The following is a 25,282-nucleotide window of genomic DNA, read 5'->3' on the forward strand; positions in this document are numbered from 1 at the left end:
CGCTGGGTGGACCTGTCCTCCCTCGAACAGGTCCGCTCCTTCGCCGTCGCGGAAGCCGCGCGGGGCGCACCGATCGACGTGCTGTTCCACATCGCCGGAATCCTGCAGACGAGCAAGCAGCGCCGGCTCACCGTCGACGGGTACGAGGAGACGGTGGCCGTCAACGTCCTGGCCCCGTTTCTGCTCACCCGCCTGCTCCTACCGGCACTCGAACGCAGCGAGGCCGCGCGCGTCGTCACCGTCGGCTCGCGGCTGCATCTGCCCGGATCCCGCGGTGCGCCGGTCGACTTCGACTTCGCCGACGTCCAGCTCGAGCACGGGTACCACCCCGATCGGGCGTACAAGAATTCGAAGCTGGCGGTGCTGTGGTTCACCTACGAGCTCCAGCGCCGCCTCGAGGGGCGTCCGATCACCGCGAACGCCGTGTGCCCCGGTTTCGTGCCCACCACCGCTGCGGCGAGCACCCGCGGTCTCATGCGGCTGTTCATGGCGCACGTGTTGCCGCACATGCCGTTCGCCACGTCCGTCGACGCGGCCACCGACTCGCTGGTGTTCATGGCCGTCGACCCGTCGCTCGACGGAATCGGCGGCCGGTTCTTCGGCGAGTGCCACGAGATCGACTCCAGCCCGCAGTCCCACGACGTCGCTCAGGCCCGGCGGTTCTGGGAACTCGCCGAACGCCTCACCCGCGCGGCGTGACCGCACAGCCCGCGACCGGCACAGACGCGCGGGCGCCAGTCAACCGCGGCGACTATCGGGGCCGCGGCTGACTGGGAACGCCGCGGATACTGGACCCCGGCCGGAGGCCGGCAGTGTCACCGCGGCCGGAGGCCGGCAGTGTCACGGTGCGCCTCCATGAAACTCTTTCAAGCCGACGTACCCCGTTTCGGCACCTCGTCGAGAGTGTCGGGGATGCGGTGCGGGCGGATCAGGGTGCGGTGGACGTGGCGCTGGAACGACGGACGTCGGTGGCGCGCCCACGGGCTAATCGCAAACTGGCGCCGGACGAGATCGAGGCGCTGGTGCGCCGCTACCGGGACGGTGCCACGGTCTACGAGCTGGCCGAAGAGTTCGGTATGCACCGCCAGACGGTCAGTGCCCACCTGCACCGCGAAGGCGTTGTGCTGCGGTCGCGGGTGCGGATGACGCCGCAGCTGCTCGCCCGTGCGACTGAGCTGTACGAAGCCGGCTGGTCGACGGTACAGATTGGCAAGGAACTGGGACTCGGGACGAGCACGGTCGGTAAGGCGTTGAAGCGGGCCGGGGTGCGGATGCGACAGCCGGTGGCGAAGCGGCGGAAATAACCTCGGCTAGAAGTCATTGAGATTCGACTCCGGAGGCCAGTCGGCGTACATCGTTACGGCCATTACTTCTGGGTTTGGTGCTCGCGAGACGACTGCCAGCCCGGCGAGCGTGGCTCCAATGTCGGTGGGTACCTGAAACACTAGATCACCTTCTTGGATTGGCCGGCCGTCCAGCCCTGTTCGTAAAGGCTTGTTCATTGCTTCGCCGGACTCGATCACTGTCGCATCCCAGTATGTAGCAAAGCCGTCATATGTAGGACTGCCGTCCGGAAGAACGATGGGCGACGCGTCCCTAGGAATATTCGGCGGAACCGCCCAATACTCTTCCCCCTGCCACCGCACTCGAATGGGACGATCGCCGGCCGCCCTTGTGTTCGGGGGAGGGTCCCAGCGGAATTCACCTTCGGTCACGGCAATTAGTAAACGTACGGCGGAGGGGTATCCAATTGAAAGATCCAGTGGTTGCAGTGAATTGTTGGTTATTTTGGGGCGTACCTTTACTTGGCTTGTACTCGGTGATCGCGTTCCATCTGGTTGAAAAATGGGTGCCATACACCAGTACATGACACAAATCTCAATGTCGGGAGTGCGCCGCTCTGTCGTGCCAGGACTAGGACAGGGATGATGAGGGACCAGCGGAAGCGTCGGCGACTCACTCCCGTCCTTCCCTGGACGAATGTCGGTCGACGTTGGATTCGAAGTTGATTTCAATGCGCCACTTGATTGATATGCGTCTTGCGGTACGGTATCCCCTTTGGCCTCTTGTTGTGAAACGGAAATTCCGAGGCCGACAACGACGATCATCACCAAAGCTACTGCCAGGCACAATATTTGGCTCTTGCTTACTGAGTGTGATCGCAGTTCCTCGCGCGAAATTTGGGTCGCCGCCGCGATTCCAAACCCCATTACTGCAATAGCACCTCCAATAATACCTATACTCGGGACTTCGATCACCATTGACGAAATCCACAAAATGGCTTCAGCGATCAACACGAGCAGAAAAATGGCGATAAACCTATTCTTGTGCCGAGAAATTCCGCCCTCGGTTGAATGCTCGGGCATCTTCCCCGCCTTCCTGTACCGTGTTTGACATTCATTAAAAAATGTGTATAAATGATGTCAGGCTAAATTGTATTGAGCGTCGCCGGTAGGGTGCTGCGACGCTCAATGCAATTGCTTGAGCACCGCACTTGTCGAAAGGCTCAAGCGATGGCTGGATCATACGTGGTAGGAGTAGTCGTCCTTATGGGCATGCTCGCAGTACTGGGCATCGCTGCGATTGCTGTCGCGCTTTATAGCGACCGTATAAGCGACGACGTGACAATCCTCGTGATCTGTGGTGCGCTCATGAAGATAGCACTTGGTGCGCTGATCTGCATGGACATCACATAGTCTTACCCCCGAGCGTAGTCGCTCGGGGGTCCTTTCTTGTCGAGTCGCAATGTCGCGCCCGCCCTAAAGACTAGTAAGGGAAACGCTGCCGAGCCGACTTCTCCCAGCCCTCATCGAGCCGTAGGGAGTTCTTTGAGCTGTTCGAGTCACACTGAGAGTCAGGCAGTTCGACGTAATACGTTCATGCGAACACGGATATTCTACTCGCGCGCTGTCAATACAATTTCAAGTCACGCAAGAATATAAAATGCATGCCAAGTCGAATACGTGACAACCCACCCTCACATCTTTGAACGACTAACCATGGAGTCGTCGTAGAGCCCTGGGAATGCCTCGTCGTCGTTCAAGAAACCTCCGCCTAAAGTCGCCGACAATGCGCCGTGGTAAAAGCGAGTCGCTGCAACATGCCAGCACGAGAACCACGCAGACGCCAGGCCCACGATCCACCATATGATAACGATGATGGTCGGAAGATCCAAGGCTAACGGTATTGCGACGCTCGCGGATGCAAGGGCGCAAACACCAACAACTCTTCGCATGACACGATAGACCGTCGAGGCAAACTGATGTTCTTCACGCTGAAGCAAGATGATGGTGTAGATCGAAGGTGCAATCGCAAGCACTGTCACGATCGCACCGGACGAGCGAGATACGAGATGGGCGAGCCCATAATCCGGGCAGACGACGTCCGCAGGCTGGCAGCCATCGTACAGAGTAACCCCTGCAATATGACTGACGAGGCCCACTCCGAATAGCGACATCGTGACCGCCGCAGCATACAGGGCGTGTCTGAGAAACGTCTGCGTGCTTGGAATAACTCCAACCAAAAAGCTGAGGGTTGCGGGACTTCGATGCGAATAGTCCGAGTGAGCGGCAACCCAGTCTGCCGATTGCACGTACGGCACATTCACCATGCGTCCGTTTCCGTCCACCACGGCACTGCGAATTGCTCGCACTCCGTTTGGTAGCGACAACCTGAAGTGCTGACTTCCTTTAAGTCCCAGATTAGTATCGTTACACCGAAGAATATAGTATCCCGACAGCCTGAGTCCGGGAATTAACTTCTGGATGCTTGCAAGATAGGATTCGTAGGCAAACGCACCGACCGTCCATTTGAACCCGCGCTTCACCCCTAGTGCCGTGAATGTGCCTATCAACAAAAAGGTGGATGCGATTACCGACGCGAGGATGATGAATCCTCCTGCTGAAGCGATGGATGTTCCTGTTTCGGGAGTGGGATTCGAAGAAGGAAGAAGGGCGCCCACTGCGAATGCGACAAGAAAGGTTGGCGCAAAGCTCCACAATGCGCGGCTCGACAAGATGCGCAGCTCACCGGAATGTGATCGTGGCAAGTATGTCGATGGCGTTGGCTCAAATGCGTTCGACGACACCTGAAATTTTACGATGAATTCGCTTCCAGGCAGCCTCTCGAAAATTCCAATCGGGACAAAGTTCTTTAAGTAGTAGTCCAGTGCTTGAGTAAGCTCAACCGCACGATCTTCCCCCTGTCTCTGCCTCACCTCAACAATAAGATCAAGGATAACGATGACAAGGTCGAGAACCTCATCGGGTGCGGAAACTACTTCCAATGACAGTTCGGTAATAGGGGAGTTAGTACCTTCGTCTGTCTCAACTAGGGCATTGTCAAGATTCCTGATCGTTTCTTGGCTCGTTACAGTCGAAAATTGGGACGCGAGTGCAATTCCCTCGCGACTTCCTGCATCGCACGTCGCCAGTTGGTACAGTGCGTCAATTACTTTACCAGTAACAAAGTTTACGGCAGCGCGATCCTTCCCCATAAGGAGGGTGAGTAGAACGCCGACGGCCGCATGGGCATTATCCATGCGAGGTACTACCGGGATCGAGTAGTCTCCCATTCGGGCATCAAAACGCCCTAATACACGCTTGCCCTGTGCCGGCAGTGGCAGATAGCCTATTTGCGTACCACGAAATCCGGCGCGCCGCATGATTTCCCTTACGACGACCCCATCGATCATCAGGCTCGATCGAATGGATGAGCTTCCAGCGATCGAATCTTGAAGTTCACTCGTGTCGACGCGGCGAATGAGCCAGTCGGTGTGCTCTACATCAAAGGCACTGAAGTAGCGGCCGAGGGTTAGGAGATGTCGGACTTCGGCGTCAAGCTGGCGATCCCGATGAACTTCGTCTCTGCTCGCGTAGTCGCTGAATTGCGGCCCTCTTGATCTGTGCGCTCTCAACCACGCCAATGAAGTCCTCAACTGGCCGGAGCTTTGCCCCTTGCGTAACGACCATCTCATCGGCGTGCGTTCTCTTCGTCTTTTCGTTTGCCGCCACCCTACCGACTCCTATTCGCCCAAGGCGCTTCAATAAGCCGCGCTGCGGTGGTGCACGTTCCGGCGTCGCCTTGCTGACGACAGGTTGATTGTAGTTGTGCTGGTACTGCTCCTTCATGCAAAATTATATACATATTGTGACCGTCCTGTCTAATATCATATACAATCTGCCTCCCTTTGCCCAGGCGCGCCTGTCGCCCATCACATATTCTAATGAGACGGAACCTTGTGCACACTCTGCGGCACGCGCCTGCAACCGGGATGTCCGAAAGCGCTCACCTGAATCGGTTCCGTGAAGCACCACGACAGATGGCGGAGGAAAAACGAGCGCAGACCTCATTTGGCGACCGCAACGTGCGCAACGCGCCTGGTGCTTACCGGTGCAACCGATGACTGTGAACGGGAACGCCGATCTGACGGACCTCCTGATGCACCTCTTAATCGCAGCAGTTTCACGTGTGACCTGTACTGATCGATTGCGCTCGGAAACACTACGCGTCCGCCGCAGCACTCTGCAAGCTTTCGCTTAACACGGCACGTACAAGCGTGAGGGCGATAACTTGGTCAACCATTTTGCCAAGCTTCCGCACATTGCCAGGCTGGTCGGCCAGGGGATACAACCGGAACTTGAGATCATCGGCACTCACTCGCTCCTGTTCTTCGCGTGCGAGCTTGGTAAAGCGATTCTCGACCAGCCGGTCGATGACCCGTCTGATCTCATCTTTCGACAAGGGGTTGAATCGGACCAGAGAGTCAAACCGTGAGTAGAGGGCCTCTCCAAGTGCCTGACGGATTTCATCCTCAGAGCTGTAATTCGATGTGCAGATAATTAGCGATGGCCCGAGCGTCACACGGTAATTCTTATCTTCGAAAACGCCGTCGTCAAATAGCTGGTAGAAGGCGCTATGGAAAACGGAGTTTGCCTTATCGAACTCGTCGATTAGGATCACGCCGGATTCGCGGTCCAGCAAATCGTGGGCAAACGATGGCTCAGAGTGCGCTCCTCCGAACAGATACGAGGCGAACTTGTCGTTGTGGAACATTGAGAACTGCTTGCGCAGAAGGGTCCCGCTCAGGAGGTTGTTGACGAACTGGGCGGTCTCAGTCTTGCCGACGCCGGATGGTCCGTAGAACATCAGGACCACGGGCCTGGTTCGCCGCGCGGTTGTCAGCGGATACAGCGCCGCAAGTAGTAACTCTTTCACATCGGCCTGCCCGACCAAATGATCGCCAAATCCGTCTCGGAATTGAATCAGTACATCACGCGTCACCGCAGGATAATCATACTGCTTCACATCAGTCGAGTAAGACCGGTTAAGTTGTGCATGAACCTGCATAGGAGGGTTGTGCAGGTGCAGGTGTTCGGGGTTGATTGAGCGCACAAGACCAGCGAAGTTAGTGATGACGTGTTCGTTCAGGCTGGCATAGTCACTCGACTCGGCCACCACGTGCCCAGGGCGCTCAGGAGGTTCCTCTTCGGCAGGTGTCTGACCTTCGACGACGTGGGTATAGCGCCGATTAGCCTCATCCCGCTCGTAGACGATATCAAGCAGACCCTCGTACTCTTCCTCCCCGAGCTGCTCCTCGAACCAGGTTAGCGGGCCATAGTAGATGGTGACCGTGGTATCAGCGGACATGCTCGACCCCTGCGAGTAGGACGTCATAGACATCTAGAAGAACGTCACTCTGCTCGCGCCTGCCATCGACAAGCTCAAGGGCCGACACTGGCTCAATGTTTGTGTCGAGCGACATCTCTGCCTCGATGCCGAGGCTGTGCTCGGAGGTCTTTCCGACTAGAATGCCGTGAAACACCAGCTGCATCCGGCTAAGATCCGTAAGCCCGTAGCTGTTGCGAAACGCCCTTATATTGAAGCGCAAGACACGCTTTGGGCCGTCCTCGGCCTCGCCAAGCAATTCGTAATAGCCCTTCGCGCTTGCGAGGGCTTCGTCGAGCCGCGCCAGGTCGATACCCTGATCCTCGGTTTTAGCAACGACCATGTAGGGCGTAAACATCTTCATATAGGCCATCGAGCCCCTGGCAGCGGTAACTCGCAGGCCTTTAAGTCGCTCGATTCGAGGATCGTCGTTCACCTGTGCGAGATAGTCCGTGAGGATGGTGTTTGACAGAGTTTTTCTCAGAACACTTTGGCCGGCGCTCGAAATATCCACACCTGCCCCGACTTCGGCTGAACCGCCAAGAAATGGGAGCCAGCTGAATTTTGCGGCGAGTCTCGTCTCAACTTCACCATGCAAGTTGGTCGTGCGGTCTTTGACATTCTCACTGGTCGCAACCTCCTTGCCTCCAGCAGATATGTCAAGGTAGTCCGAGGCGGACTCTTCGTCGAAGTACACGACTTTGACCATCGAAGCTTGCGAATCATTCTGTCGCGTAGATGTCATCAATCTCTCCCCCCTGAGCTCAGCCCAAAGAACCTATCGAAGAAAGTCGTCAATCGCTCAAGTACCCGCTGTTTCTTCTCGCCATGTCCTCCGGCAGCCGAGAAGCGCGAGACCGGCGGCAGCACCTTGGTGATGGCCGTACCCGTCGTGCTGAGCGTGCCGTCGCGGAAGGCTGTCGCGACGAACGCGCGGGCGGCGTCAGCACGGAGACCTTCTTCGGTGATGATCGACTCCAGTTCGGCCTCGCGCTTGGCCGCAATGAAAGCCTGCCACTCCTCGTCGATCGCGCCGTCGACGGAAATGGCATCGACGAAGTCCTCGATCAGATCCTTCTTGTTGCGCAGGCTCGGGCTGGCGTCGATGGCACGAGATATCTCAGCGCGGATCTCCTTGTCCTGCCCGTCGCCGAAGCGCTCGCGGTACTTCTGCACCAGCATCAGGATGTAGTCGACATTGATCTCGACCTGCTTGATCAGCTCGATCTCGAAGACGACGTCGTCGTTGATGACCTCTTTGTCCGCGCTCTTGTCCTTACGGAACTCGGCGTAGAGGTCGAGGTAGACGCTGCGGTAGTCCTGCCCTTGCCGCTCAGTGAGGATCTCGCTACCGGCGAAGTCGTCGAACGAGGTCAGAATGTTCTCCAGCCGCAGGATTTGCCCGAACAGCTGGATGAACTCTTTCTGCGCCGTCTCGCCAATGATCGGCACCCCAAGCGGGAAGGACGCCAGCAGCTCACCGACCTTGTCGGCATACTCGCCGTAGTAGTCGCCGTACGGCTTGAGGAGCACCACGCCGCGGGCGTCCTTGTTGCCGAACAGCTCCAGGGCAGCATTCGTCTCGTCTTCGAGGTTGCGGAAGGCGATAATATTGCCGTACGTCTTGACCGAGTTCAGGATGCGGTTGGTCCGCGAGTAGGCCTGGATCAGGCCGTGGGCGCGGAGGTTCTTGTCGACGAACAGCGTGTTGAGCGTGGTGGCGTCAAAGCCGGTCAGAAACATGTTCACCACGATGACCAGGTCAAGCTCGCGGTTTTTCAGTCGCTGCGAGAGGTCCTTGTAGTAGTTCTGGAACTTGTCGGCACTGGTGTCGTAACTGGTGCCGAACAGCTCGTTGTAATCCATGATGGCATCTTCAAGGGCAGACCGCGCATCAGTCGGCAGCGCATCGGTCTCGAAGCCTTCGTCTTCAATGATGCCGTCGTCGGCAGCCTCATTCGCCCCATAGGAGTAGATGAGCCCGACCTTCAGACGCCGATCGGACGGCAGCTTGTCTTGTTCCCACTTCAGGACGTTGTAGTAGATGCGGGCCGCCTCGATCGAGGCGGTGGCAAAGATGGCGTTGAAGCCGCGGACGCGCTTACGCTCCCGGACCGCGTCAGCCTGACGGCGGGCACGGGTCGATTCGGCCACGTTGGTGACGACCGAGTGCTCGTAACTGGAGGAGCGTTTCGTCTTCTGGTCGAAGTGCGTGAGCGTGTACTTGACGATTTCACTGATGCGGCGCGGATCGAGGAGCGCCTTCTCGCGGTCGATCGCCGAGACCTGCTTGTCGTCGGGATTGCCGACTTTGATCGTATTGATGTAGTCGATGCGAAACGGCAGCACGTTCTTATCGGTGATGGCGTCGACGATCGTGTAGGTGTGCAGTTTCTCGCCGAAAGCCTGCTCGGTGGTCTTCAGCTGCGGGTTGCCGCCCGTGCCAGCGTTGGCGGCGAAGATGGGTGTGCCCGTGAAGCCGAACAGGTTGTAGCGCTTGAAGGCCCGGGTGATGTCGGTGTGCATGTCACCGAACTGCGAGCGGTGGCACTCATCAAAGATGATCACCATATGGCCGCCGTAGACGGCGTGCCCCTTATTGGCCTTGATGAACGTCGACAGCTTCTGGATCGTCGTGATGATGATCCGTGCGGTCGGGTCCTCCAACTGTTTCTTTAGCACCGCTGTCGAGGTATTGGAGTTGGCCGCCCCCTTTTGGAAGCGGTCGTACTCGCGCATCGTCTGGTAGTCGAGGTCCTTGCGGTCGACGACGAACAGCACCTTATCGACACTGGGGAGCTTCGACGCCAACTGTGCGGTCTTGAACGAGGTCAGCGTTTTGCCCGACCCGGTGGTATGCCAGACGTAGCCGCCCGCGGCGGTGGTGCCGAGCTGCTTGTAGTTTGTCGAAATGTCGATGCGCTGCAGAATTCGCTCAGTGGCGACGATCTGGTATGGCCGCATCACCAACAGCAGCCGATCGGCCGTCAGCACGCAGTAACGAGTCAGGATGTTGAGCAAGGTGTGTTTGGCGAAGAAGGTCTTCGCAAACGCCGTCAGGTCCTGGATCGGCTTGTTCTGGGCATCCGCCCACCACGACGTGAACTCAAACGAATTCGACGTCTTGCGGCCCCTACCGGGCTTCTGGCCTTCCTTCAGGTGCTGGCTGCGGGTGGTGTTGGAGTAGTACTTCGTCAGGGTGCCGTTACTGATCACGAACAGCTGCACATACTCGAACAGGCCAGAGCCGGCCCAGAAGCTGTCGCGCTGATAGCGGTCGATCTGGTTGAACGCCTCTCTGATGTCGACACCGCGGCGCTTCAGCTCGATGTGCACCATCGGCAGGCCGTTGACCAGCACCGTCACGTCGTAGCGGTTCGCGTAGTTCGCGCCACCCTCGCCGCGGTCGATCTCGTACTGGTTGATGACCTGCAGACGGTTGTTGTGGATGCTGTGCTTGTCCAGCAGCGTGATGTTCTTGGTTGAGCCGTCATCACGCTTCAGGAGCTGGACATGGTCCTCCTGCACGCGAACAGTCTTCTCCGCGATGCCGTCGTTCTTGCCGGCGATCTTGTGATCGAAGAACTCCTGCCACTCGGCGTCCGAGAACGTGATGTGGTTCAAGGCCTCCAGTTGGGTGCGCAGATTCGCGATTAACTGTGCCTCCGAGGTAATCGGCAAGTACTCGTAGGCCTGCGACTGCAGCAGTCGGATCAGCTCACGCTCCAGCGCCGCCTCTGACTGATACGCCGCCTCGGCGGCCTTCGCGTCCGGGACGTACTCAGCCACCACCGTGCTCTCGGCGGAGATGGCAATCGGGTCGTACTTGCGAGCACTGGCCTCACTCACGCTGCTGACTCCTCGAAGGTCAACAGCTTGTCGCGGTAGAACTCGTACTGCTTACGACGAGCGGCGAGCTCGGCAGGCAGACCGACACTGAGATCGTTGACGAGAGCGTCGAACTTGTCGAGGATCGAGACAATTCGCTGCTGCTCCTCCACGCTTGGCACCGGAATCTTGATCTTCGCAAGCCCCGCAGCAGAGAGACGCTTAACCTTGCCGCGGGCGACATGGTTCGCCTTCTGGGCGTGGAAGTCATCGGTCTGAACCGCATACGCGACGTACTTTGGATTCAGGTCCGAGGTGAACGAGAACGTGTCGTCGTGCACCGCGACAGGCGCATCACCAAGCCAAGCTACAGCCTTGCCCACGTCCTCGACGGTCTCACCGACGCCGGCGAAAATCACGTCGCGCGGCTGGGCGAACCGCAACTGGCTGACCATGTCTGAGCGTACTTCACGAATGGCCTGCGAAGCCGAGACACCATAATCCGTGTAAATTTCTCCATAGTGGATGCTTGGAATACCCGATTCCACGACGTCCTTCTTCGTGAACCGCCGGCCGCGTATGAATGTACCGAGGTCACCCATGGCTACTCTCGGTGCGTCAGCGGTCGTCAGAAGAGAGTCACGGTAGAAGGTGTACTGACGGCGCCGAGCCTCCAGCTCCGCCTCCAGCTCCGCCTCCAGCTGAGTGAACTGATCTAATATTCGCACAATTTCCTGCTGCACCGCGAGAGGTGGAATGGGAATTCGAATCTTCATGAAGCGTGGTTTAGAAACATTGATCCGAGTAACGCCGCTCGCTGTCCTACGAATCTGAGATCGCACAGAGTCTGCGCGAAACAGATACTTACTAAATCCAGGAAGGAACATCGAGGTGTCCTCGAAACGGACGATGAAGCAGAAGCTGTTTAGATATAGCGGCTCGTCCGGCTCAACATCAACGACGGATGACATCCCGACTTCGTCGAGCGACTCCGATGATCCGGTAATGACGACGTCACCTAGCTGCAGCGAGTTCTGCCTCTCGTTTGGGCCGACTTTCACAAAATCCCGTGCGGCCTGGTCAACGGCGATGTTCGCGAACGCATTTTTGTAGGCCACATAACGCGCATTGCCCTCCGAGAAGTCGGCCTTGGTCTTCCCGCTCAGACCCGGCAGGGTCCGGCTGATCTCTGACAGCTCACAAAAAGGGACACCACCTGAGCAGTATTCCGCAATGAGTTTGTCGATACGACTCACTTCGTGCCCTCCAGGTCGGCGACGATCTCGTCGATGGAAGTGCGGAGTTCTTGCTGGCGAGCGACGATATGTGCGATCTCGGCATTCAGCTCGGTGATGTCGATGACCTCGCGGATGTCTTCCTGCTCGACATAGGAAGAGACGGCGATGTTGTAGTCATTGGCAGCGATATCTTCGTTCGACACCAGTTTCGCGACATGGTCGACGTCGCCGCGGGCAGTGAAGGTATCGAGGATGTGCTTTTGGTTCTCTGGGAAGAGCTTGTTCTTGTTGCCAACACGCTTGCACTCGGCTGAGGCGTCGATGAAAAGCACGGAATTATCCGTCTTTGACTTTTTCAGAACGATGACGCAGGTCGCGATCGTGGTACCGAAGAACAAGTCCGGCGGCAGTTGGATGACGGCATCGACGTAGTTGTTGTCGATCAGGTACTTACGGATCTTCTGCTCTGCGCCGCCGCGGTAAAGCACACCAGGGAATTCGACGATCGCCGCCGTGCCGTTGACGGCCAGCCAGCTCAAGATATGCATCGTGAAAGCCAGGTCGGCCTTCGACTTCGGCGCCAGTACGCCGGCCGGTGCGAAGCGTTCATCGTTGATCAGCAGCGGATTGCTGTCGCCCTCCCACTTGATTGAGTACGGCGGGTTCGAGACGATCGCCTCAAACGGTTCGTCGTCCCAGTGCTGCGGGTCAAGCAGGGTGTCGCCGTGGGCGATGTCGAACTTCTCGTAGTTCACGTCGTGGAGGAACATGTTGATCCGTGCGAGGTTGTAGGTGGTCAGGTTGATTTCCTGGCCGAAGAAGCCGCCCACATTATCCTTGCCAAGCACCTTGGCAAATTTCAGGAGCAGCGAGCCGGAGCCAGCGGCCGGGTCGTAGACCTTGTTGACGCGGGTCTTGCCAACGACGGTGATCTTCGCCAGCACCTCAGAGACTTCCTGGGGTGTGTAGTACTCGCCGCCGGACTTGCCGGCCTGCGAGGCGTACATCTGCATCAGGTACTCGTAGGCGTCACCAAACAGGTCGATCGAGTGGTCCTCGAAGTTGCCTAGCGGCAGGTCGCCGATCGCCTCCAGCAGTTTGACTAGTTTCTCGTTGCGCCGTGCAACCGTGCTGCCGAGCTTCGAGCTGTTGACGTCAAGGTCGTCGAACAGGCCCTTGAGATCATCCTCGCTGTCCGTGCCGACCGCTGAGCCTTCGATATTCTTGAAGACCCGCTCCAGCGTCTCATTGAGGTTCGGATCCCGCGGCGCGCGCTCACGCACGTTCTGGAACAGTTCGGACGGCAGTACGTAGAAGCCCTTTTCGGCGACCGTCTCCTTGCGGCCGAACTCGGCCTCGGCGTCGGGAAGGTGGACGTAGTCGAAGTCCGCCGCGCCGGCGTCGTGCTCGCCCTTGTTAATGTAGGCAGTGAGGTTCTGGGAGATGAACCGATAGAACAGCATGCCGAGCACGTAGCTCTTAAAGTCCCAGCCGTCCACGCTACCGCGCAGATCATTGGCGATCCGCCAGATCGTCTTGTGGAGTTCGGCGCGCTGGGCTTCTTTGGTGGTCGGTGACATGTTCCTCGTGCTCTCCTGCGGACGCTCGCGCGTGCCGCTGTTTCAGTTGAATATCATTTTCAATTTTACCATGCCGCTGGCCTATTTCCGCAGGTCAGCGGCGCAAGTTGCTCCGCGTGGTCGATCAGGATCGTCTGAGCGAATCGAGCTTAGCGGTCTACCAGGACACGTCGGCGGGACCGACACGACCGTTACCGCTCACTTGCAGCCGCCCCGATGCCTCACGGCGCCACGCATGCCGTCTGAGCATGGGGCGTGTCCTGCGTGCCATCCGTGAAGTAGGCCTCGACGTAGACGCAACCTCGTACGGTCGCCAGCGTCGGCCCATACGCCCACCGCACCGAGGTTGCACTCGACGGCTCTGAATATTTCTCGACGGTGTCCGTATCGGGGCGGTGCATCTCCACACGCAGCGTCCACCCGTCCGGAATCCGGTAACGCGCGTCTGGATCGTCATTCCACAGCACCCGTCCGAACACCACCGGACAGTCCGGCCAGGTCCGCACCTCCACCGTGCCGACTACGCGCTTGTCTATATCGAGCAACTCTGGCCGTTCGGTGTCAGCTGACTGGCTTCTTGCGATCGGGCCCGCACACGGATCATTGACCAGTTCCAGTGGATCTTTGTTGTCGTAGCGCGCCTCGATCCGTTCCGCCTCGGTCGGTCTATTGAGCAGCAGGGCGGCGACCGCGACAGCCGCAGTGACGACCACCAGGGCAATGGACGCAGCAGCCTTGCGCAACCGACGGCGGCGCGGCGGTGGCACAGACGGCAGCAACGGCTCTATCGGTGCGTCATGGGTGCGATCGGGATGTGCTTGCGAGCCTTGAGGCTCATCCGCGGACTCGGACGCCATAGTCGTCCCGGCTGAGTGCGCACGGCAGCGGTCGAGGATGCCCTCAGCGACTTGATCCAAGATCAGTTTCTCGTGGCTCTTCCTGAAGGTGTCGGTCGTAACGCTGAGACAGTCCGCCGCTAAGCGACGTCGCTCGGTGTCCGACTGAAACCTGGTGCCGCCCTGGAGGCCAAACGTGCACTCGGCGGCGGTTTGGAAATCACCCCCGCCGAAGCGACTCACCGCGTCCCGCACCAAGGCCTCGACCACCGCCTGCTCTGCCCTCGCGTCATCGGTAAGGCCAAGACGGCGGGCAGCCTGGCTGAGCACAGGCAGCTCGAGCGAACGAGTCTTCGGGATTCCCGCCGTGCGAAGGCTGCCGAGCTCAGCAATGAGCGCCTCGCGGTCTGGAAGCGCACCGGGCTCCATCATGTCCGGATATTGCCCTACCACTCCCCGGTTGTCCACCAGCTCGTTGCCGGCTTGCGTCCGGGGGGCGCGCGTTCAATCACTGCAGGTCAACGCACCACACTCCGCCAAGGAAGGACCCATCATGACGAACCTCATCCCGCGCCCCGGCAGCGCATTTACCTCGAACCGTCCGCCTGAGGGCTTCACGCGAATGGAGAGCCGCGCCCTCGCTCAGCGACAGAACGCGGTCGTCGCCGACGCATTGGTCACCGCTACCCGCCTACAAGCTAAAGGCATGGTGACGGCGGCCGCCATTCAGCTGACCGGCATGCTCAGCCGTGAGGCCGAGTTTCAGAGCCGCGGCAACCCGCAGCTCCTGGCGCGCACGAACTACCTGGTTGATGCCTTCACTGAGTACGCCGCCACCGAGATCAGCGGCTTCCGCTGCGCTTGAAGGGAGTAGGACCATGCCCGAGGTACCGCAGCCCGCACAGCTGCCCGCCGTTGCCCTCGATCTCACCCCCGCCTCGTCACCCTACGACGCCTGGCTGGCAGCACGCGAGATTCGGCTGGCGACCGTGCGAAGTGCGCAGTGCTTTACCCCGAGCATCGCGCAGTGCACGGCACAACGCTACGGCCGCGCCCCGGCCACGGCGCTCAGCGCGATGGAGCTTGCCACCATGCTCACGCAGCTCGTAGTGGAATGGGTCCGGCGATGACGATCGTCTTCTTGGCCGTCTTTCTCGGCGCCGGTGTCGTGCTGACACTCATCATCGTGCTTCCGATCGTCGCCGGCGTGTTGCTGTGCCAGGCGACGATGGCGTTCGTCGTCAGGCCGGTCATGCAGCAGCGTGCCGATCGACGACGGGCGCGTCGACAGGCCGTCGAGGCGGCCGCCCTGATCAGCCAGATCAACCATGACGCGGCGCAAAGCGTGCGGCGCCTGGAGCGCGCCTATGCGCGGACGCGCGCCGACATCCGAGGCCTGGGTCACCCCCGCTAGTCGGCCTCACCCTCCCTGCTTCCTCACCCTAGAAAGGTCGTCCCTGCCATGTCCGTTTTCGAGTCCGAGCCGTCGGTCGAGACACCGGCCGACGATGCCAGTACCGCCGACCTTCCGGCCGCGCGGCAGTGCTTGAGCGACTTCGTGCGTTCCCAAGAGCAGCACACCACGCATGTCGTCGGTTTCGGCTGGATCCCCTGCGCCGACGCGCCGTCGACGTACGAGGAGCTCCAGGCGGCCTACGCCCGGAGCACGGCTACCGGGGAGCCGCTGCCCGTCTCCAGCGCGCACACCGAGCCGGTCATCTACACCTCCAGTGGTGTCACTCTGGCTCACCGCTTCGTCCATGACGTGCACCACGTGCGGCTTGGCCTGAGCTTCGAGCCAGCTGACGAATTAGAGCTGGCACTTTGGCACCTTGAACAGCTCCGTGCCGCCGGCTTCGGCCGTCACAGCCTGGAGTACGCCCTATTCCAAGCCGACCTGGTTGGGCAAGTGCTCGTCAATGGGCTTGGACACTGCTTCCCAGCTGATCAGGAGCGTTTCGCCTTGGACTGCCTCCAGCTCGGCCTCGACGCCGGGGTGCTGCTCGAACTGCGGCGGCGGGAATGAGCCCTGCCGGCCCAAGATCGTGGATCGACCAGTTGGTCGGCGCCTGCGTCGGCCTGCTGGTCGGGGCCATCGCGCTCTACTGCGCGGTGCAGGTGCTGCGGACGCTGCTGCCGTTTGTGGTAACGGTGATCGGCGTACTTGCCCTCGGCGGTGGCCTTATCGCGGCGGTGCGCTGGTACCGCGGGCGCTGGTAATTCGACCTTGGAAATATCGACAATGTGGCCTCGGAAAATGCCGTTCCTATCGCTGTTGTGAAATGCACGCAAGTAGTTGACCGTTCAACAAATTGAACGCACACTAGGGACAGAAATGATCAACGAATTGAACGCGCTTGGCGGCAATTCTTCAGAAAAGGAGGTGTACCCATGTCACGCACACGACGAAATACCAACAATGAAAAAGCGCGCCGCGAGCGCCACATTTCCATCCGCGCCGTCCGGCGACAGCCGCCCGATCTGCGCAAATTAAGCCGGGCTGTCATCGCCCAGGCGCTGGCCGAGGCCGAGGCCGAAGCGGCAGCCCAGGCCACAGCCTCGGTCGACCGCGTCTCGACAGAACACACGCCCGAGCGCGAGGTCCACGATGACGAGTGACCAGGTGGTGTGGCAGGAAATTATTTGGCCGCCGCTCTTGACCGAGGAGCTCGCCTTCGGGCTCCTGCGGCGACTGGCCGCCGATCGTGCCGCCCCATCCATTGTGCTGGAGGCCCGCGCCGACCACCACGGCGTGCGCTACTTGGCGGGGGTGCCGGAGAGCCACCACGCAGTCCTGCGCCGCCACATCGAGCAGCTGGTACCTGGTGCCCTAGTCATCGACTGGGAGTCCCCGCGGGCGGCAGTCCAGACGGTCCGCCGGATTCGCCTGACGGATCGTGAGCGTGCCGTGCAGCCGGCCGACGCCACCGCGACGACTCGTGCCGTCCTCAGTGCCCTGACGGGAGTCCGAGTCGGTGAGCAGCTCGTCATTCAAGCCGTGCTTGGGCCGCGCAAGTTCCCGCAGGCCGTGCCGACCACGCAGCTCGCCGCGCGCCAGACCTGGACTGACAAGTTGCGCTTTGGCCTACGCACCGAGCACGACGCCGATCGGCGTGCCGCGATCAAAGCCAAGCGGGGCACGCATGGCTTCGCCTTGACCTTTCGCCTGGGCGCGGCCGCCGTCACCGCGGATCGCCGCCACACGCTGCTCCTCGAACTGCTCGGTGCGCTCGGGACGGCGGAAAGTCCGGGCGTGCAGGTCGCGATCACTGCCGAACATCCGCACGGCCTCAATGCCGCCCGCGTTCCCTGGCGCTGGCCCCTGCAGCTCAACATCCGAGAGGTCGGCCAGCTGCTCGGCTGGCCGATCAGTGACGACGACCGCGACCTACCGGGCCTGCCTCCCCGCCATCCCCGCCCCGTCCGCCCCCGGCTGCTCGCCGACCCCCACGACCGAATCGTCGCGCAGGCCACCGCACCTGGCGTCAGCGGCCAATTGGGCTACGGCGTCACCGATGCGCTGCGGCACACCTGGGTGCTCGGTCCCAACGGCACCGGCAAGTCGACGTTGCTCCTCAACCTCATCGTCAGCGATATGCAGGCCGGCCGGGCCGTGGTCGTCATCGAGCCGAAGGATCTGGTCCGCGACGTGTTGGCCTGTATTCCGACCGAGCGCCGCGACGACGTGGTGGTGTTCGACCCGCTCGATACGGCCCCAGTCGGGGTCAATCCGCTGATGCGTACGGAGGGCCGACGCGCCGAGTTGGGTGCTGACGCCGTGTTCGGCGTCCTGCGTGCCCTGCACGGTGACGCCCTCGGACCGCGCAGCGCCGACATCCTGCAGAACGCCTTGGCGGTGCTGGCGCGTCGGGACGACGCCAGCCTGGTGATGCTGCCGCTCCTGCTGACCCATCACGGCTTCCGACGTGCGGCCACGGCCCACGCGCTACGCGACGACCCGATTGCGGCTGGTCCGTTCTGGCAATGGTTCGAGGGGCTGTCCGACGAGGCCCGTAGTCAGATCGTGGCCCCACTGCAAAACAAGCTGCGCCCGCTACTGCAGCCGGGACTCCGCGCCGCGCTAGGTCAGCGCCGACCGCGCTTCAATCTGCGCCAGGTCCTCACTGAGGGCAAAATTCTGCTGGTCCCGCTCCAAAAGGGTGTCCTCGGCCCGGAGGCCGCGCAGCTGCTGAGCGCTTTGATCTTGGCCGAACTGTGGCAGGCGATCCGCGAGCGGGCCGCCGTGCCCGCACACCAGCGGCCGCCGGTGATGGTCTACATCGATGAGGTCCAGGATTATCTGCACCTGCCGACCGATCTGTCGGACGCCCTGGCCACCTCCCGCAGTCTCGGCGCAGGCTTCCATCTGGCCCACCAGTATCGCGACCAGCTGTCCCCGGCGATGCGGGCAGCCTTCGAGGCCAATGCCCGTTCGCGGATCTGTTTCCAGTTGAGTGTCGCTGACGCTAGAGCAATGTGCGCCGGGCAATCCGTGCTCAGTCCCGAGGACTTCACGGCCCTGCCGGCCTACCACGTCTACGCCAGCCTCCTAAGAGACAACGCCGCCCAGCCGTGGGCCTCGGGTATGACGCTGCCGCCACCGCCGTCAACCAGCGACCCGGCCGACATCCGCGCTCATTCCCGGGACCGTTTCGGCCAACCGCGCGCCGCCATTGAAGCTGGCTTCGCCGAACTGCTGCAGCTCGACGCGCCGCCGGATGAGCCGGTCTTAGGGCGCCGTCGGCGGGGGGCGTCATGACGGGTCGGCGCTCCCCAGGCAGGGGTGTACCGACCGGCTACCCGGTCGTGTGGTCGACCGGGGTGACGTCCTCGCAGGTGGGGGCGACATCGGGTGTGCCAGGGGTGCCGACTCGTGACGATTCGTCTCGTCCCTCTTCTTCGGCCGGGCGCCGGGTCGGGCGGCGCCGGTTGACGGTGATTCGTGACGGGCTGTCGGACCGGGACTGGGCCATTCTTGGCACCGTGGCCGCTCACCGCTTCCTGACCACCACCCAGGTCCAGGCCTTCCATTTCACTAACCACTCCAGCGACCTATCGGCGGCCCGCGTCTGTCGGCGCGTGCTGGAGCGGCTGCGCCGTGATCGCCTGCTGGGCACCCTCCAGCGTCGGGTCGGGGGAGTCCGCGCCGGCTCGGCCTCCTACGTGTGGCACCTTGATACCGTCGGCGACCGACTCCTCCGGGAAACGTCCCGCCCCGGCCCGCGGCGGCGCACCTTCGAACCGTCACTGCACTTCCTGCAGCACACCCTGGCCGTGGCTGACCTGCACCTGCGGTTGCGACAAACAGCCGCCACCGGGGCGATCGAGCTGCTACGGGTGCAGACCGAACCGGCCTGCCATCGCCGCTATCCCCACCTCGGCGGTGGTCTAAGCACCCTGAAGCCGGACCTGTATGCCCTGACGGCGGCTGGCGACTTTGAGGACAGCTGGTTCTTCGAGGTCGACCTCGGCACCGAAAGCGTGCCGCGGCTACTGGCTAAATGCGCCGAGTACGAGGCCTACCGCCGCAGCGGCGTCGAGCAGCAGGCCAGTGGGGTCTTTCCGCTCGTGGTCTGGCTGATCACTGCGGCGCGTCGGCGTGCCGCCCTCACCGCTGCCATTGCCACGGATCCGGGGCTGCCAGGCGAGTTGTTCCGGGTGCTCGATCCGAACGACCTACCCGCCCTCGTGGCCGGAGGCACCCCGTGAGTGGCCTGCCCCGCAACCAGGTGCTGGTCGGCGACGCCCTCGCCAGCCTCCGCACTCTGCCGACTGGCAGCGTCGACATGGTCCTGACGAGTCCGCCGTACTTCCGGCTGCGCGACTACGGCGCTCCCGGGCAACTCGGCCTCGAACCGCACGTCGATGACTGGGTGGCGGCCCTGACGGCGGTCAGCCGTGAACTCCGGCGTGTCCTGGTGCCGACCGGCACGGTCTGGCTGAATGTCGGCGACACCTACGCCACGCACGCGCGCCAAGGTGCGCCCACCAAGAGCTTGGCGTTAGCGCCAGAGCGGTTGGTGCTGGCGCTGCAGGCGGAGGGCTGGATTGTGCGCAACAAGGTCGTCTGGGCCAAGACCAACCCGATGCCCACCAGCGTCCGTGACCGGCTGGCCTGCACCTACGAGGTCATCTACGTCCTGGCCAGAGCGCCGCGCTACTTCTTCGACCTCGACGCGGTCCGCGTGCCGCACCGCTCCCACCCGACGAGCCGACCACGGGCGGCGACGCGGCGGCCGCGCGAAGCCTGGCGCGGGCCTAACGGGGACGACGCCGCCGGCCTCGCCACGATGAAGGCGGCTGGCCGGGTCGGACATCCACTCGGCAAGAATCCCGGTGACGTCTGGCAGCTGGCCACCAGCAGTTTCCGCAGCGACCACCACGCCACCTACCCCGTCGCGCTGGCCGTCCGTGCCATCCAGGCCGGGTGCCCGGAAGCCCGCTGCGTGCGCTGCCGCGCGCCGTGGCGCCGCCGGACCATTCGAGCTCTCGGCGGCACCGCCACCCGGGCGGCCTTGGGACCGGGCTGCGCGTGCGCCGCCGAACGGGAGCCAGGCCTGGTTCTCGACCCCTTCCTCGGCAGTGGCAGCACCGCGGTGGCCGCTGAGCAGCTCCAGCGCGACTGGCTCGGCATCGAACTGAGCGGGGACTTCGCCGCCCTGGCGGAGGCCCGGATCTGCGACGCCCGGGCCGGGCCTCAGCGGGTGACCGGCTAGTCCGGCTGCCTCGTCGGTGCCCTGCGGCCGCAGTGAGCGTCATCCCGACGTTCATCGGCCGCACCAACACCGAGGAGGTAGCCATGTCCACTCCGGACGAACCGGCCAGCAAGGGTGGCGGCGTCAAGACGCTGGCCATCCGGCTGGAACCGGAAATGCACGCCCAGCTGAGCCTGATCGCCCAGCTGCGCGGCAGCACCATCACCGACGAGTTCCGGGCCGCCCTGGTCGCCCACATCGAGGCCGCCAAGTCGGCTCCGGAGCTCGCCAGCAAGGCCGACACGGCGCTGGCCGACATCGAACGCGAGGCCACCTTGCGCCGCGAGGCGATCGCCGCCCTGTTCGCGGCCGACGCCCCGCCCAAGGGCGCGCCGCGGGGCAGTCGCAAGGCCGGTGGTGATGGTGTCGGCTGAGTCCTGACCGCACCCGGTTAGCTCGGTGTTCCCCTCTTGCCAGGGGAACGGACGGCGGGAGCGGCAGTTCGAGGTTCGCCTCACTGCCGGCTCCCGCCGCCCACTCATCAACTGCACACGAAAGGAGGTGACAATGCCCCATGAACACCCTTCAACCCCCGGCGACCACGACGCCAATTCGGAGCGCCCGTCGACACCGAGCCCGCGCATCTACGTGGCCTCGCTGGCCGACTACAACGCCGGCCGCCTGCACGGCGTCTGGCTGGAAGCCGACCGCGGCCCCGCCGAGCTGCAAGCTGACATCCAGGCCATGCTGGCCGCCTCGCCCGAACCGGGCGCCGAGGAGTACGCCATTCATGACTATGACGGCTTCGGCGACGCCCGTCTGGCCGAGTTCGACTCCCTGGAACTGGTCAGCCGCATCGCCCGCGGCATCACGGCGCACGGCCTGGCGTTCGCCGCCTGGGCCGACATTCAAGCCGGCGACGAAGCGGCCCTGGACCGCTTCGAGGAGGCTTACCTGGGCCACTACGACTCCGAACAGGCCTACGCCGAGCAGCTCATCGACGACCTCGGCTACCAGCAGCTCCTCGACAACTTCATCCCTGCCTCGCTGCGTCCCTACGCGCGGATTGATATCGAGGCGCTGGCCCGGGACATGCAGCTCGACGGCGACCTGCACTTCTATCCTGCCGACGACGGCGGGGTCTGGATATTTGATGGGCGGGTGTAGTTCTTTTCTCGGAGAAATCGGTTTGTCGCCGCATAATGAGGAATGACCGAGGAAACCCTTGCCTATTATTCTATTTCGCCGTTGTGGAAATGTCTGAAATCGTTGAATGAATTGAACGGAAGAAATACAATAAGAATAGAAATTGAAGAGGAAAAAATATGAATCCAGAACAAGCATTTAAACTGGCGCAGACCTTACGCACACGGCGCGGTGAACTTGGCTTATCGGCCAGCGAAATCGCTCGACGGGCCGACGTCGCCAAAGCGACCGTCACCCGGCTCGAACTGGGCGAAATTCCCCAACCCCGCCCCGACAATTTACGTGCCATCGCTGAAGCATTAGAGCTGCCCGTCGCCGACCTCTTTGCTGCCGCCGACTGGATACCCGAAGGCGAACTGCCCACCCTGACCCCATACCTGCGCACCAAGTACAAGGACATGCCTGCTGATGCTGTGCGCGAGATTGAGCAACACTTCGCCGCCGTCGCCGAGCGTCACGGCATTACGTTTAATCACACCGCTGGCCCGTCGACCGGGCAAGACGAATAACTAACGATTCACTGTGAAAGGAGACGCCATGACCCACCGCACCATCAACCACTACGAGAACCGCAGCGTCCTGGCCTCCCTGCGCACAGTGATTCCTGCCCGCAATCACATCACTTTTGCCGAAGCCCTGCGCATTGCCGAGCTGCACGCCAACCGTCTACTGGAGCTCCACCGCATCAGCGACGGACCAACTCCAAGCGACCTGATCACTGAGCTGCCGAAGCTCCAGATTGAGTACGTCAAGGCGCCGGTATCTGGCGCCAGCTTTTGGAACGGCCGCGCCTGGATCATCCAACTCAACCGCGCCGAGAGCTTCACCCGTCAGCGCTTCACGCTGGCCCACGAGTACAAGCACATCATCGACCACGGTGCCGCCACCCGGCTGTACGTCGGCTCCGCCACCACCTCCGCGGCCGCGCAAGCTGAACAGGCCGCCGACTACTTCGCCGGCTGCCTGCTGGTGCCGCGCCGCCTCCTCAAGCGCGCCTGGGGCAACGGCCTGCAGCGCCCACGCGACCTCGCCCGCCACTTCCAGGTATCCGAACAAGCCATTGCGGTGCGTCTGGCCCAAACCGGCCTGGTCGAGCGCACGGCGCGCTGCCGCCCACCCCGCCACTCTTCCTCTGCTGCCGCCCCGATCCGCTACTACCGGGCCGCGCCGGCCCTGCAAGGAGCCTGACATGAACCCGTCGCCACGCACTGACCCAGCCGAACCGGCGGTGGCGGTATCTTATATCCGGGTGTCGACCAAGGAGCAGGCCGAGCGCGACGGCGATCCGGAAGGCTACTCGATTCCGGCGCAGCGCGAAGCCAACCGCCGCAAGGCCACGGCTATCGGCGCCGTGGTGGTAGAGGAGTTTGTCGACCGCGGCGAATCAGCCCGCTCGGCCGATCGACCGGAACTGCAAAAGCTCCTGCGCTTCATCGCGGCCCATCCGGTTGACTACGTCCTGGTGCACAAGGTGGATCGCTTGGCGCGTAACCGCGTCGACGACGTCGAAATCAACCTGGCTATCCGTAAGAGTGGGGCCACGCTGGTCTCGGCCACCGAGAACATTGACGAGACGGCGTCCGGCATGCTGCTGCACGGCATTATGAGCTCGATTGCCGAGTTCTACTCACGCAACTTGGCTACGGAGGTCCTCAAAGGGATGGAACAGAAAGCTAAGACCGGTGGCACCCCTGGCAAAGCGCCACTTGGCTACCGCAACGTCGCCGCCGTGAACCCCGAGGGACGGGAGGTACGTACCGTCGCCATCGATCCCGACCGGGCGCCGCTGATTACCTGGGCCTTTCAGGCCTACGCCACGGGTGACTGGACATTGCGCCGTCTCGCCGTCGCCTTGGAAGAGCGCGGCCTGACCTCGCGCCCCACCACCCGGTCACCAGGCGGTCCGCTGGCGCTCAACTCGGTGCATAAGATCTTGCGGGCGCCGTACTACAAGGGCGAGGTGACCTACCGCGGCGCCCAGTACCCGGGTCGGCATCAGCCGCTGATCGACGAAGCCACCTGGGCGCGCGTGCAAGAAGTGCTTGACGCCCGGGCTACTGGGGAGCGCTCCCGCGAGCACCCGCACTACCTCAAGTCGAGTGTCTTCTGCGGCGGCTGCGGCAGTCGTCTGATCGTGACGATGTCCAAGAACCGCTACGGCGCGCTCTACCCCTACTTCATCTGTCTAGGGCGCCACAGCAAAGGCAATGGCTGCACCCGCAAGGCGGTACTCATCTCAGTCGTTGAAGAGCTGGTCGAAGATGCCTACCGGACGATCCAGCTCGATCCGGAGGTGCGACGCCAAATTGAAACCCGGCTGATAACCGAGATCGCGGCCACCCGAGCAGGTATCGACGCCGAGGTGCGGGACCTTACGACCCAGAAGGAGCGGCTCCTGACCGAGCGCACCCGGCTCCTCCAGGCCCACTACGCCGGGGCTGTGCCGCTTGATCTGCTCAAGAGTGAGCAGGACCGCATCGCCCGCCAACTGGGTGCCATCGAGGAGCGGCTGTCGGCCGCCAACGTGGCGATCGACGACGTCGAAGCCAATCTCCGGCGGGCACTGGACTACGCCACCAACTGCTATCAGGGCTACCTGGCGGCTGGCCCACACGTACGCCGGCTCTACAACCAGGCCTTCTTCGAAAAGATTTACGTCGAGGATGACGACGTGCGCGTCATGCTGCAGGAGCCGTTCAAGACGCTCACCGATCCTACGGCCACCGGCGAGGCGGGGGAGCGCGTGACGGCGTCCAACGAGCCTGATAGGCCGTCGTTAACGGAGGTCATGAGCAGAAACAACAAACCTTCGTCCTGGGACGAAGGTTTGAATGGAACAATTCTGGTGCCCCCGGCAGGACTCGAACCTGCGACCTAGAGATTAGAAGGCTCTTGCTCTATCCAGCTGAGCTACGGAGGCGCGGCCAGAATCTTAACTGTTTGCCGGTGCGTGCCCGACCGAGGCCCCGCCGCTGCCGGCGCGGTGGGCGCGTGCGTCCCGATCGGGCGGCGAATCCGCCCGTCGCGCCGCGAGCGCGGGCATACACTCCGTAGGTAGCTGAAATGTGAGGTATGCCACATGCAAGTACCTTCGGCTTTCGAATACGAGCGCGCCACCGGCATCGAACACGCCATCGCTCTACTGGACGAACGCGGCGAGGAAGCCCGAGTCGTCGCTGGTGGGCACAGTCTCCTGCCGATGATGAAACTGCGGCTCCCCCGCCCCCCGGGGC

26 protein-coding genes and 1 tRNA gene are annotated in these 25,282 nt (G+C 62.0%); 18 read left to right on the forward strand and 9 right to left on the reverse strand.

The genetic code is table 11. The features are described 5' to 3' along the window. Nucleotides 1-699: SDR family NAD(P)-dependent oxidoreductase (locus tag OEY_RS29060; protein ID WP_010596360.1), on the forward strand; the 699-nt coding region annotated here is incomplete at its 5' end. Nucleotides 700-938: 239 nt separating this feature from the next. Beyond that, nucleotides 939-1,304 carry a helix-turn-helix domain containing protein gene (locus OEY_RS0124365; RefSeq protein WP_192811088.1) on the forward strand — a complete coding sequence of 122 codons (366 nt, stop codon included), beginning with the start codon at nucleotides 939-941 and terminating at the stop codon, nucleotides 1,302-1,304. Nucleotides 1,305-1,310: 6 nt separating this feature from the next. Here the strand turns inward: OEY_RS0124365 and OEY_RS30640 are convergent, their stop codons facing one another. Next, nucleotides 1,311-2,366 (reverse strand): hypothetical protein, encoded by a 1,056-nt coding sequence (locus tag OEY_RS30640; RefSeq protein WP_157180018.1) that lies wholly within the window; start codon nucleotides 2,364-2,366, stop codon nucleotides 1,311-1,313. 183 nt (nucleotides 2,367-2,549) lie between these two features. Between OEY_RS30640 and OEY_RS30645 the strand changes: the two genes are divergently transcribed. After that, nucleotides 2,550-2,696 carry a hypothetical protein gene (locus OEY_RS30645; protein ID WP_157180019.1) on the forward strand — a complete coding sequence of 49 codons (147 nt, stop codon included), beginning with the start codon at nucleotides 2,550-2,552 and terminating at the stop codon, nucleotides 2,694-2,696. A 281-nt stretch (nucleotides 2,697-2,977) separates the two neighbouring features. Here OEY_RS30645 and OEY_RS30650 read toward each other — a convergent pair whose 3' ends face one another. The 7 genes from OEY_RS30650 to OEY_RS29495 all read right to left on the reverse strand — a co-directional run bounded on the left by OEY_RS30650 (nucleotide 2,978) and on the right by OEY_RS29495 (nucleotide 14,580). Further along, on the reverse strand, nucleotides 2,978-4,693 hold the full coding sequence (locus OEY_RS30650) for a hypothetical protein (RefSeq protein WP_157768882.1): 1,716 nt from the start codon (nucleotides 4,691-4,693) through the stop codon (nucleotides 2,978-2,980). An 809-nt stretch (nucleotides 4,694-5,502) separates the two neighbouring features. Next, a complete protein-coding gene (locus OEY_RS0124375) occupies nucleotides 5,503-6,648 on the reverse strand; it encodes an AAA family ATPase (protein ID WP_029540207.1) in 1,146 nt (381 codons plus the stop codon). Next, complete coding sequence (locus OEY_RS29490) at nucleotides 6,638-7,363, reverse strand: DUF6414 family protein (RefSeq protein ID WP_237713789.1); 726 nt, start codon at nucleotides 7,361-7,363, stop codon at nucleotides 6,638-6,640. The genes OEY_RS0124375 and OEY_RS29490 overlap by 11 nt, the downstream gene beginning before the upstream one ends. A gap of 47 nt (nucleotides 7,364-7,410) precedes the next feature. Beyond that, the gene (locus tag OEY_RS0124385) at nucleotides 7,411-10,515 is read right to left on the reverse strand and encodes a type I restriction endonuclease subunit R (protein WP_010596365.1); all 3,105 of its coding nucleotides are present in this window, start codon (nucleotides 10,513-10,515) and stop codon (nucleotides 7,411-7,413) included. After that, the gene (locus OEY_RS0124390; protein ID WP_029540208.1) at nucleotides 10,512-11,750 is read right to left on the reverse strand and encodes a restriction endonuclease subunit S; all 1,239 of its coding nucleotides are present in this window, start codon (nucleotides 11,748-11,750) and stop codon (nucleotides 10,512-10,514) included. The genes OEY_RS0124385 and OEY_RS0124390 overlap by 4 nt, the downstream gene beginning before the upstream one ends. Further along, nucleotides 11,747-13,312 carry a type I restriction-modification system subunit M gene (locus tag OEY_RS0124395; RefSeq protein ID WP_010596367.1) on the reverse strand — a complete coding sequence of 522 codons (1,566 nt, stop codon included), beginning with the start codon at nucleotides 13,310-13,312 and terminating at the stop codon, nucleotides 11,747-11,749. Before OEY_RS0124395 ends, OEY_RS0124390 begins: the two co-directional genes overlap by 4 nt. A gap of 221 nt (nucleotides 13,313-13,533) precedes the next feature. Further along, entirely contained in the window at nucleotides 13,534-14,580 is a 1,047-nt protein-coding gene (locus OEY_RS29495; protein ID WP_010596368.1) for a hypothetical protein, read from the reverse strand. Between the two features lie 121 nt (nucleotides 14,581-14,701). Here OEY_RS29495 and OEY_RS0124405 point away from each other — a divergent pair, with 121 nt between their 5' ends. From OEY_RS0124405 to OEY_RS30075, 14 genes are all read left to right on the forward strand, one after another. Next, nucleotides 14,702-15,013, forward strand: coding sequence for a hypothetical protein (locus OEY_RS0124405; RefSeq protein ID WP_010596369.1), 312 nt, complete (start codon nucleotides 14,702-14,704; stop codon nucleotides 15,011-15,013). A 13-nt stretch (nucleotides 15,014-15,026) separates the two neighbouring features. After that, the gene (locus OEY_RS0124410; RefSeq protein WP_010596370.1) at nucleotides 15,027-15,278 is read left to right on the forward strand and encodes a hypothetical protein; all 252 of its coding nucleotides are present in this window, start codon (nucleotides 15,027-15,029) and stop codon (nucleotides 15,276-15,278) included. Then, nucleotides 15,275-15,562 carry a hypothetical protein gene (locus tag OEY_RS0124415; RefSeq protein WP_010596371.1) on the forward strand — a complete coding sequence of 96 codons (288 nt, stop codon included), beginning with the start codon at nucleotides 15,275-15,277 and terminating at the stop codon, nucleotides 15,560-15,562. The genes OEY_RS0124410 and OEY_RS0124415 overlap by 4 nt, the downstream gene beginning before the upstream one ends. 48 nt (nucleotides 15,563-15,610) lie before the next feature. Next, nucleotides 15,611-16,174: a hypothetical protein gene (locus OEY_RS0124420; RefSeq protein WP_010596372.1), complete on the forward strand. Its 564-nt coding sequence runs from the start codon at nucleotides 15,611-15,613 to the stop codon at nucleotides 16,172-16,174. Next, complete coding sequence (locus tag OEY_RS0124425; protein WP_029540212.1) at nucleotides 16,171-16,368, forward strand: hypothetical protein; 198 nt, start codon at nucleotides 16,171-16,173, stop codon at nucleotides 16,366-16,368. Before OEY_RS0124420 ends, OEY_RS0124425 begins: the two co-directional genes overlap by 4 nt. Nucleotides 16,369-16,539: 171 nt before the next feature. Continuing rightward, on the forward strand, nucleotides 16,540-16,767 hold the full coding sequence (locus tag OEY_RS30065; RefSeq protein WP_083847053.1) for a hypothetical protein: 228 nt from the start codon (nucleotides 16,540-16,542) through the stop codon (nucleotides 16,765-16,767). Then, the gene (locus tag OEY_RS30980) at nucleotides 16,757-18,907 is read left to right on the forward strand and encodes a type IV secretory system conjugative DNA transfer family protein (protein WP_010596373.1); all 2,151 of its coding nucleotides are present in this window, start codon (nucleotides 16,757-16,759) and stop codon (nucleotides 18,905-18,907) included. Before OEY_RS30065 ends, OEY_RS30980 begins: the two co-directional genes overlap by 11 nt. Nucleotides 18,908-19,083: 176 nt before the next feature. After that, entirely contained in the window at nucleotides 19,084-19,857 is a 774-nt protein-coding gene (locus OEY_RS29070) for a replication-relaxation family protein (RefSeq protein ID WP_010596374.1), read from the forward strand. Beyond that, nucleotides 19,854-20,864 carry a DNA-methyltransferase gene (locus OEY_RS0124440; RefSeq protein ID WP_010596375.1) on the forward strand — a complete coding sequence of 337 codons (1,011 nt, stop codon included), beginning with the start codon at nucleotides 19,854-19,856 and terminating at the stop codon, nucleotides 20,862-20,864. Before OEY_RS29070 ends, OEY_RS0124440 begins: the two co-directional genes overlap by 4 nt. Before the next feature lie 83 nt (nucleotides 20,865-20,947). Then, complete coding sequence (locus tag OEY_RS0124445; protein ID WP_029540213.1) at nucleotides 20,948-21,277, forward strand: hypothetical protein; 330 nt, start codon at nucleotides 20,948-20,950, stop codon at nucleotides 21,275-21,277. Nucleotides 21,278-21,410: 133 nt separating this feature from the next. Next, nucleotides 21,411-22,010: an antirestriction protein ArdA gene (locus tag OEY_RS0124450; protein WP_010596377.1), complete on the forward strand. Its 600-nt coding sequence runs from the start codon at nucleotides 21,411-21,413 to the stop codon at nucleotides 22,008-22,010. A 158-nt stretch (nucleotides 22,011-22,168) separates the two neighbouring features. Further along, nucleotides 22,169-22,558, forward strand: a complete 390-nt coding sequence (locus OEY_RS30070) for a helix-turn-helix domain-containing protein (RefSeq protein ID WP_010596378.1) — start codon at nucleotides 22,169-22,171, stop codon at nucleotides 22,556-22,558. A 28-nt stretch (nucleotides 22,559-22,586) separates the two neighbouring features. After that, nucleotides 22,587-23,237 (forward strand): ImmA/IrrE family metallo-endopeptidase, encoded by a 651-nt coding sequence (locus tag OEY_RS0124460; RefSeq protein WP_010596379.1) that lies wholly within the window; start codon nucleotides 22,587-22,589, stop codon nucleotides 23,235-23,237. Between the two features lies 1 nt (nucleotide 23,238). After that, a complete protein-coding gene (locus OEY_RS30075; RefSeq protein ID WP_083847057.1) occupies nucleotides 23,239-24,927 on the forward strand; it encodes a recombinase family protein in 1,689 nt (562 codons plus the stop codon). Here the strand turns inward: OEY_RS30075 and OEY_RS0124475 are convergent. Then, nucleotides 24,893-24,969: transfer RNA gene (locus OEY_RS0124475), tRNA-Arg, on the reverse strand. The genes OEY_RS30075 and OEY_RS0124475 overlap by 35 nt on opposite strands. Before the next feature lie 159 nt (nucleotides 24,970-25,128). Here OEY_RS0124475 and OEY_RS30080 point away from each other — a divergent pair. After that, a partial coding sequence (locus OEY_RS30080; RefSeq protein ID WP_192811089.1) for an FAD binding domain-containing protein occupies nucleotides 25,129-25,282 on the forward strand: 154 nt, incomplete at its 3' end.

Source organism: Rhodococcus sp. P14, from assembly GCF_000256505.1.
Taxonomy (GTDB): domain Bacteria; phylum Actinomycetota; class Actinomycetes; order Mycobacteriales; family Mycobacteriaceae; genus Rhodococcus; species Rhodococcus ruber.

Coding starts and splice junctions, on each gene's coding strand:
- OEY_RS0124405 (WP_010596369.1), top strand. CDS start 14,702: ATGACGAACCTCATCCCGCGCCCCGGCAGCGCATTTACCTCGAACCGT.
- OEY_RS0124395 (WP_010596367.1), bottom strand. CDS start 13,312: ATGTCACCGACCACCAAAGAAGCCCAGCGCGCCGAACTCCACAAGACG.
- OEY_RS0124425 (WP_029540212.1), top strand. CDS start 16,171: ATGAGCCCTGCCGGCCCAAGATCGTGGATCGACCAGTTGGTCGGCGCC.
- OEY_RS0124420 (WP_010596372.1), top strand. CDS start 15,611: ATGTCCGTTTTCGAGTCCGAGCCGTCGGTCGAGACACCGGCCGACGAT.
- OEY_RS30075 (WP_083847057.1), top strand. CDS start 23,239: ATGAACCCGTCGCCACGCACTGACCCAGCCGAACCGGCGGTGGCGGTA.
- OEY_RS0124415 (WP_010596371.1), top strand. CDS start 15,275: ATGACGATCGTCTTCTTGGCCGTCTTTCTCGGCGCCGGTGTCGTGCTG.
- OEY_RS30645 (WP_157180019.1), top strand. CDS start 2,550: ATGGGCATGCTCGCAGTACTGGGCATCGCTGCGATTGCTGTCGCGCTT.
- OEY_RS0124375 (WP_029540207.1), bottom strand. CDS start 6,648: ATGTCCGCTGATACCACGGTCACCATCTACTATGGCCCGCTAACCTGG.
- OEY_RS30640 (WP_157180018.1), bottom strand. CDS start 2,366: ATGCCCGAGCATTCAACCGAGGGCGGAATTTCTCGGCACAAGAATAGG.
- OEY_RS30065 (WP_083847053.1), top strand. CDS start 16,540: ATGTCACGCACACGACGAAATACCAACAATGAAAAAGCGCGCCGCGAG.
- OEY_RS0124460 (WP_010596379.1), top strand. CDS start 22,587: ATGACCCACCGCACCATCAACCACTACGAGAACCGCAGCGTCCTGGCC.
- OEY_RS30650 (WP_157768882.1), bottom strand. CDS start 4,693: ATGATCGATGGGGTCGTCGTAAGGGAAATCATGCGGCGCGCCGGATTT.
- OEY_RS0124445 (WP_029540213.1), top strand. CDS start 20,948: ATGTCCACTCCGGACGAACCGGCCAGCAAGGGTGGCGGCGTCAAGACG.
- OEY_RS0124450 (WP_010596377.1), top strand. CDS start 21,411: ATGCCCCATGAACACCCTTCAACCCCCGGCGACCACGACGCCAATTCG.
- OEY_RS30980 (WP_010596373.1), top strand. CDS start 16,757: ATGACGAGTGACCAGGTGGTGTGGCAGGAAATTATTTGGCCGCCGCTC.
- OEY_RS30070 (WP_010596378.1), top strand. CDS start 22,169: ATGAATCCAGAACAAGCATTTAAACTGGCGCAGACCTTACGCACACGG.
- OEY_RS0124410 (WP_010596370.1), top strand. CDS start 15,027: ATGCCCGAGGTACCGCAGCCCGCACAGCTGCCCGCCGTTGCCCTCGAT.
- OEY_RS29495 (WP_010596368.1), bottom strand. CDS start 14,580: ATGATGGAGCCCGGTGCGCTTCCAGACCGCGAGGCGCTCATTGCTGAG.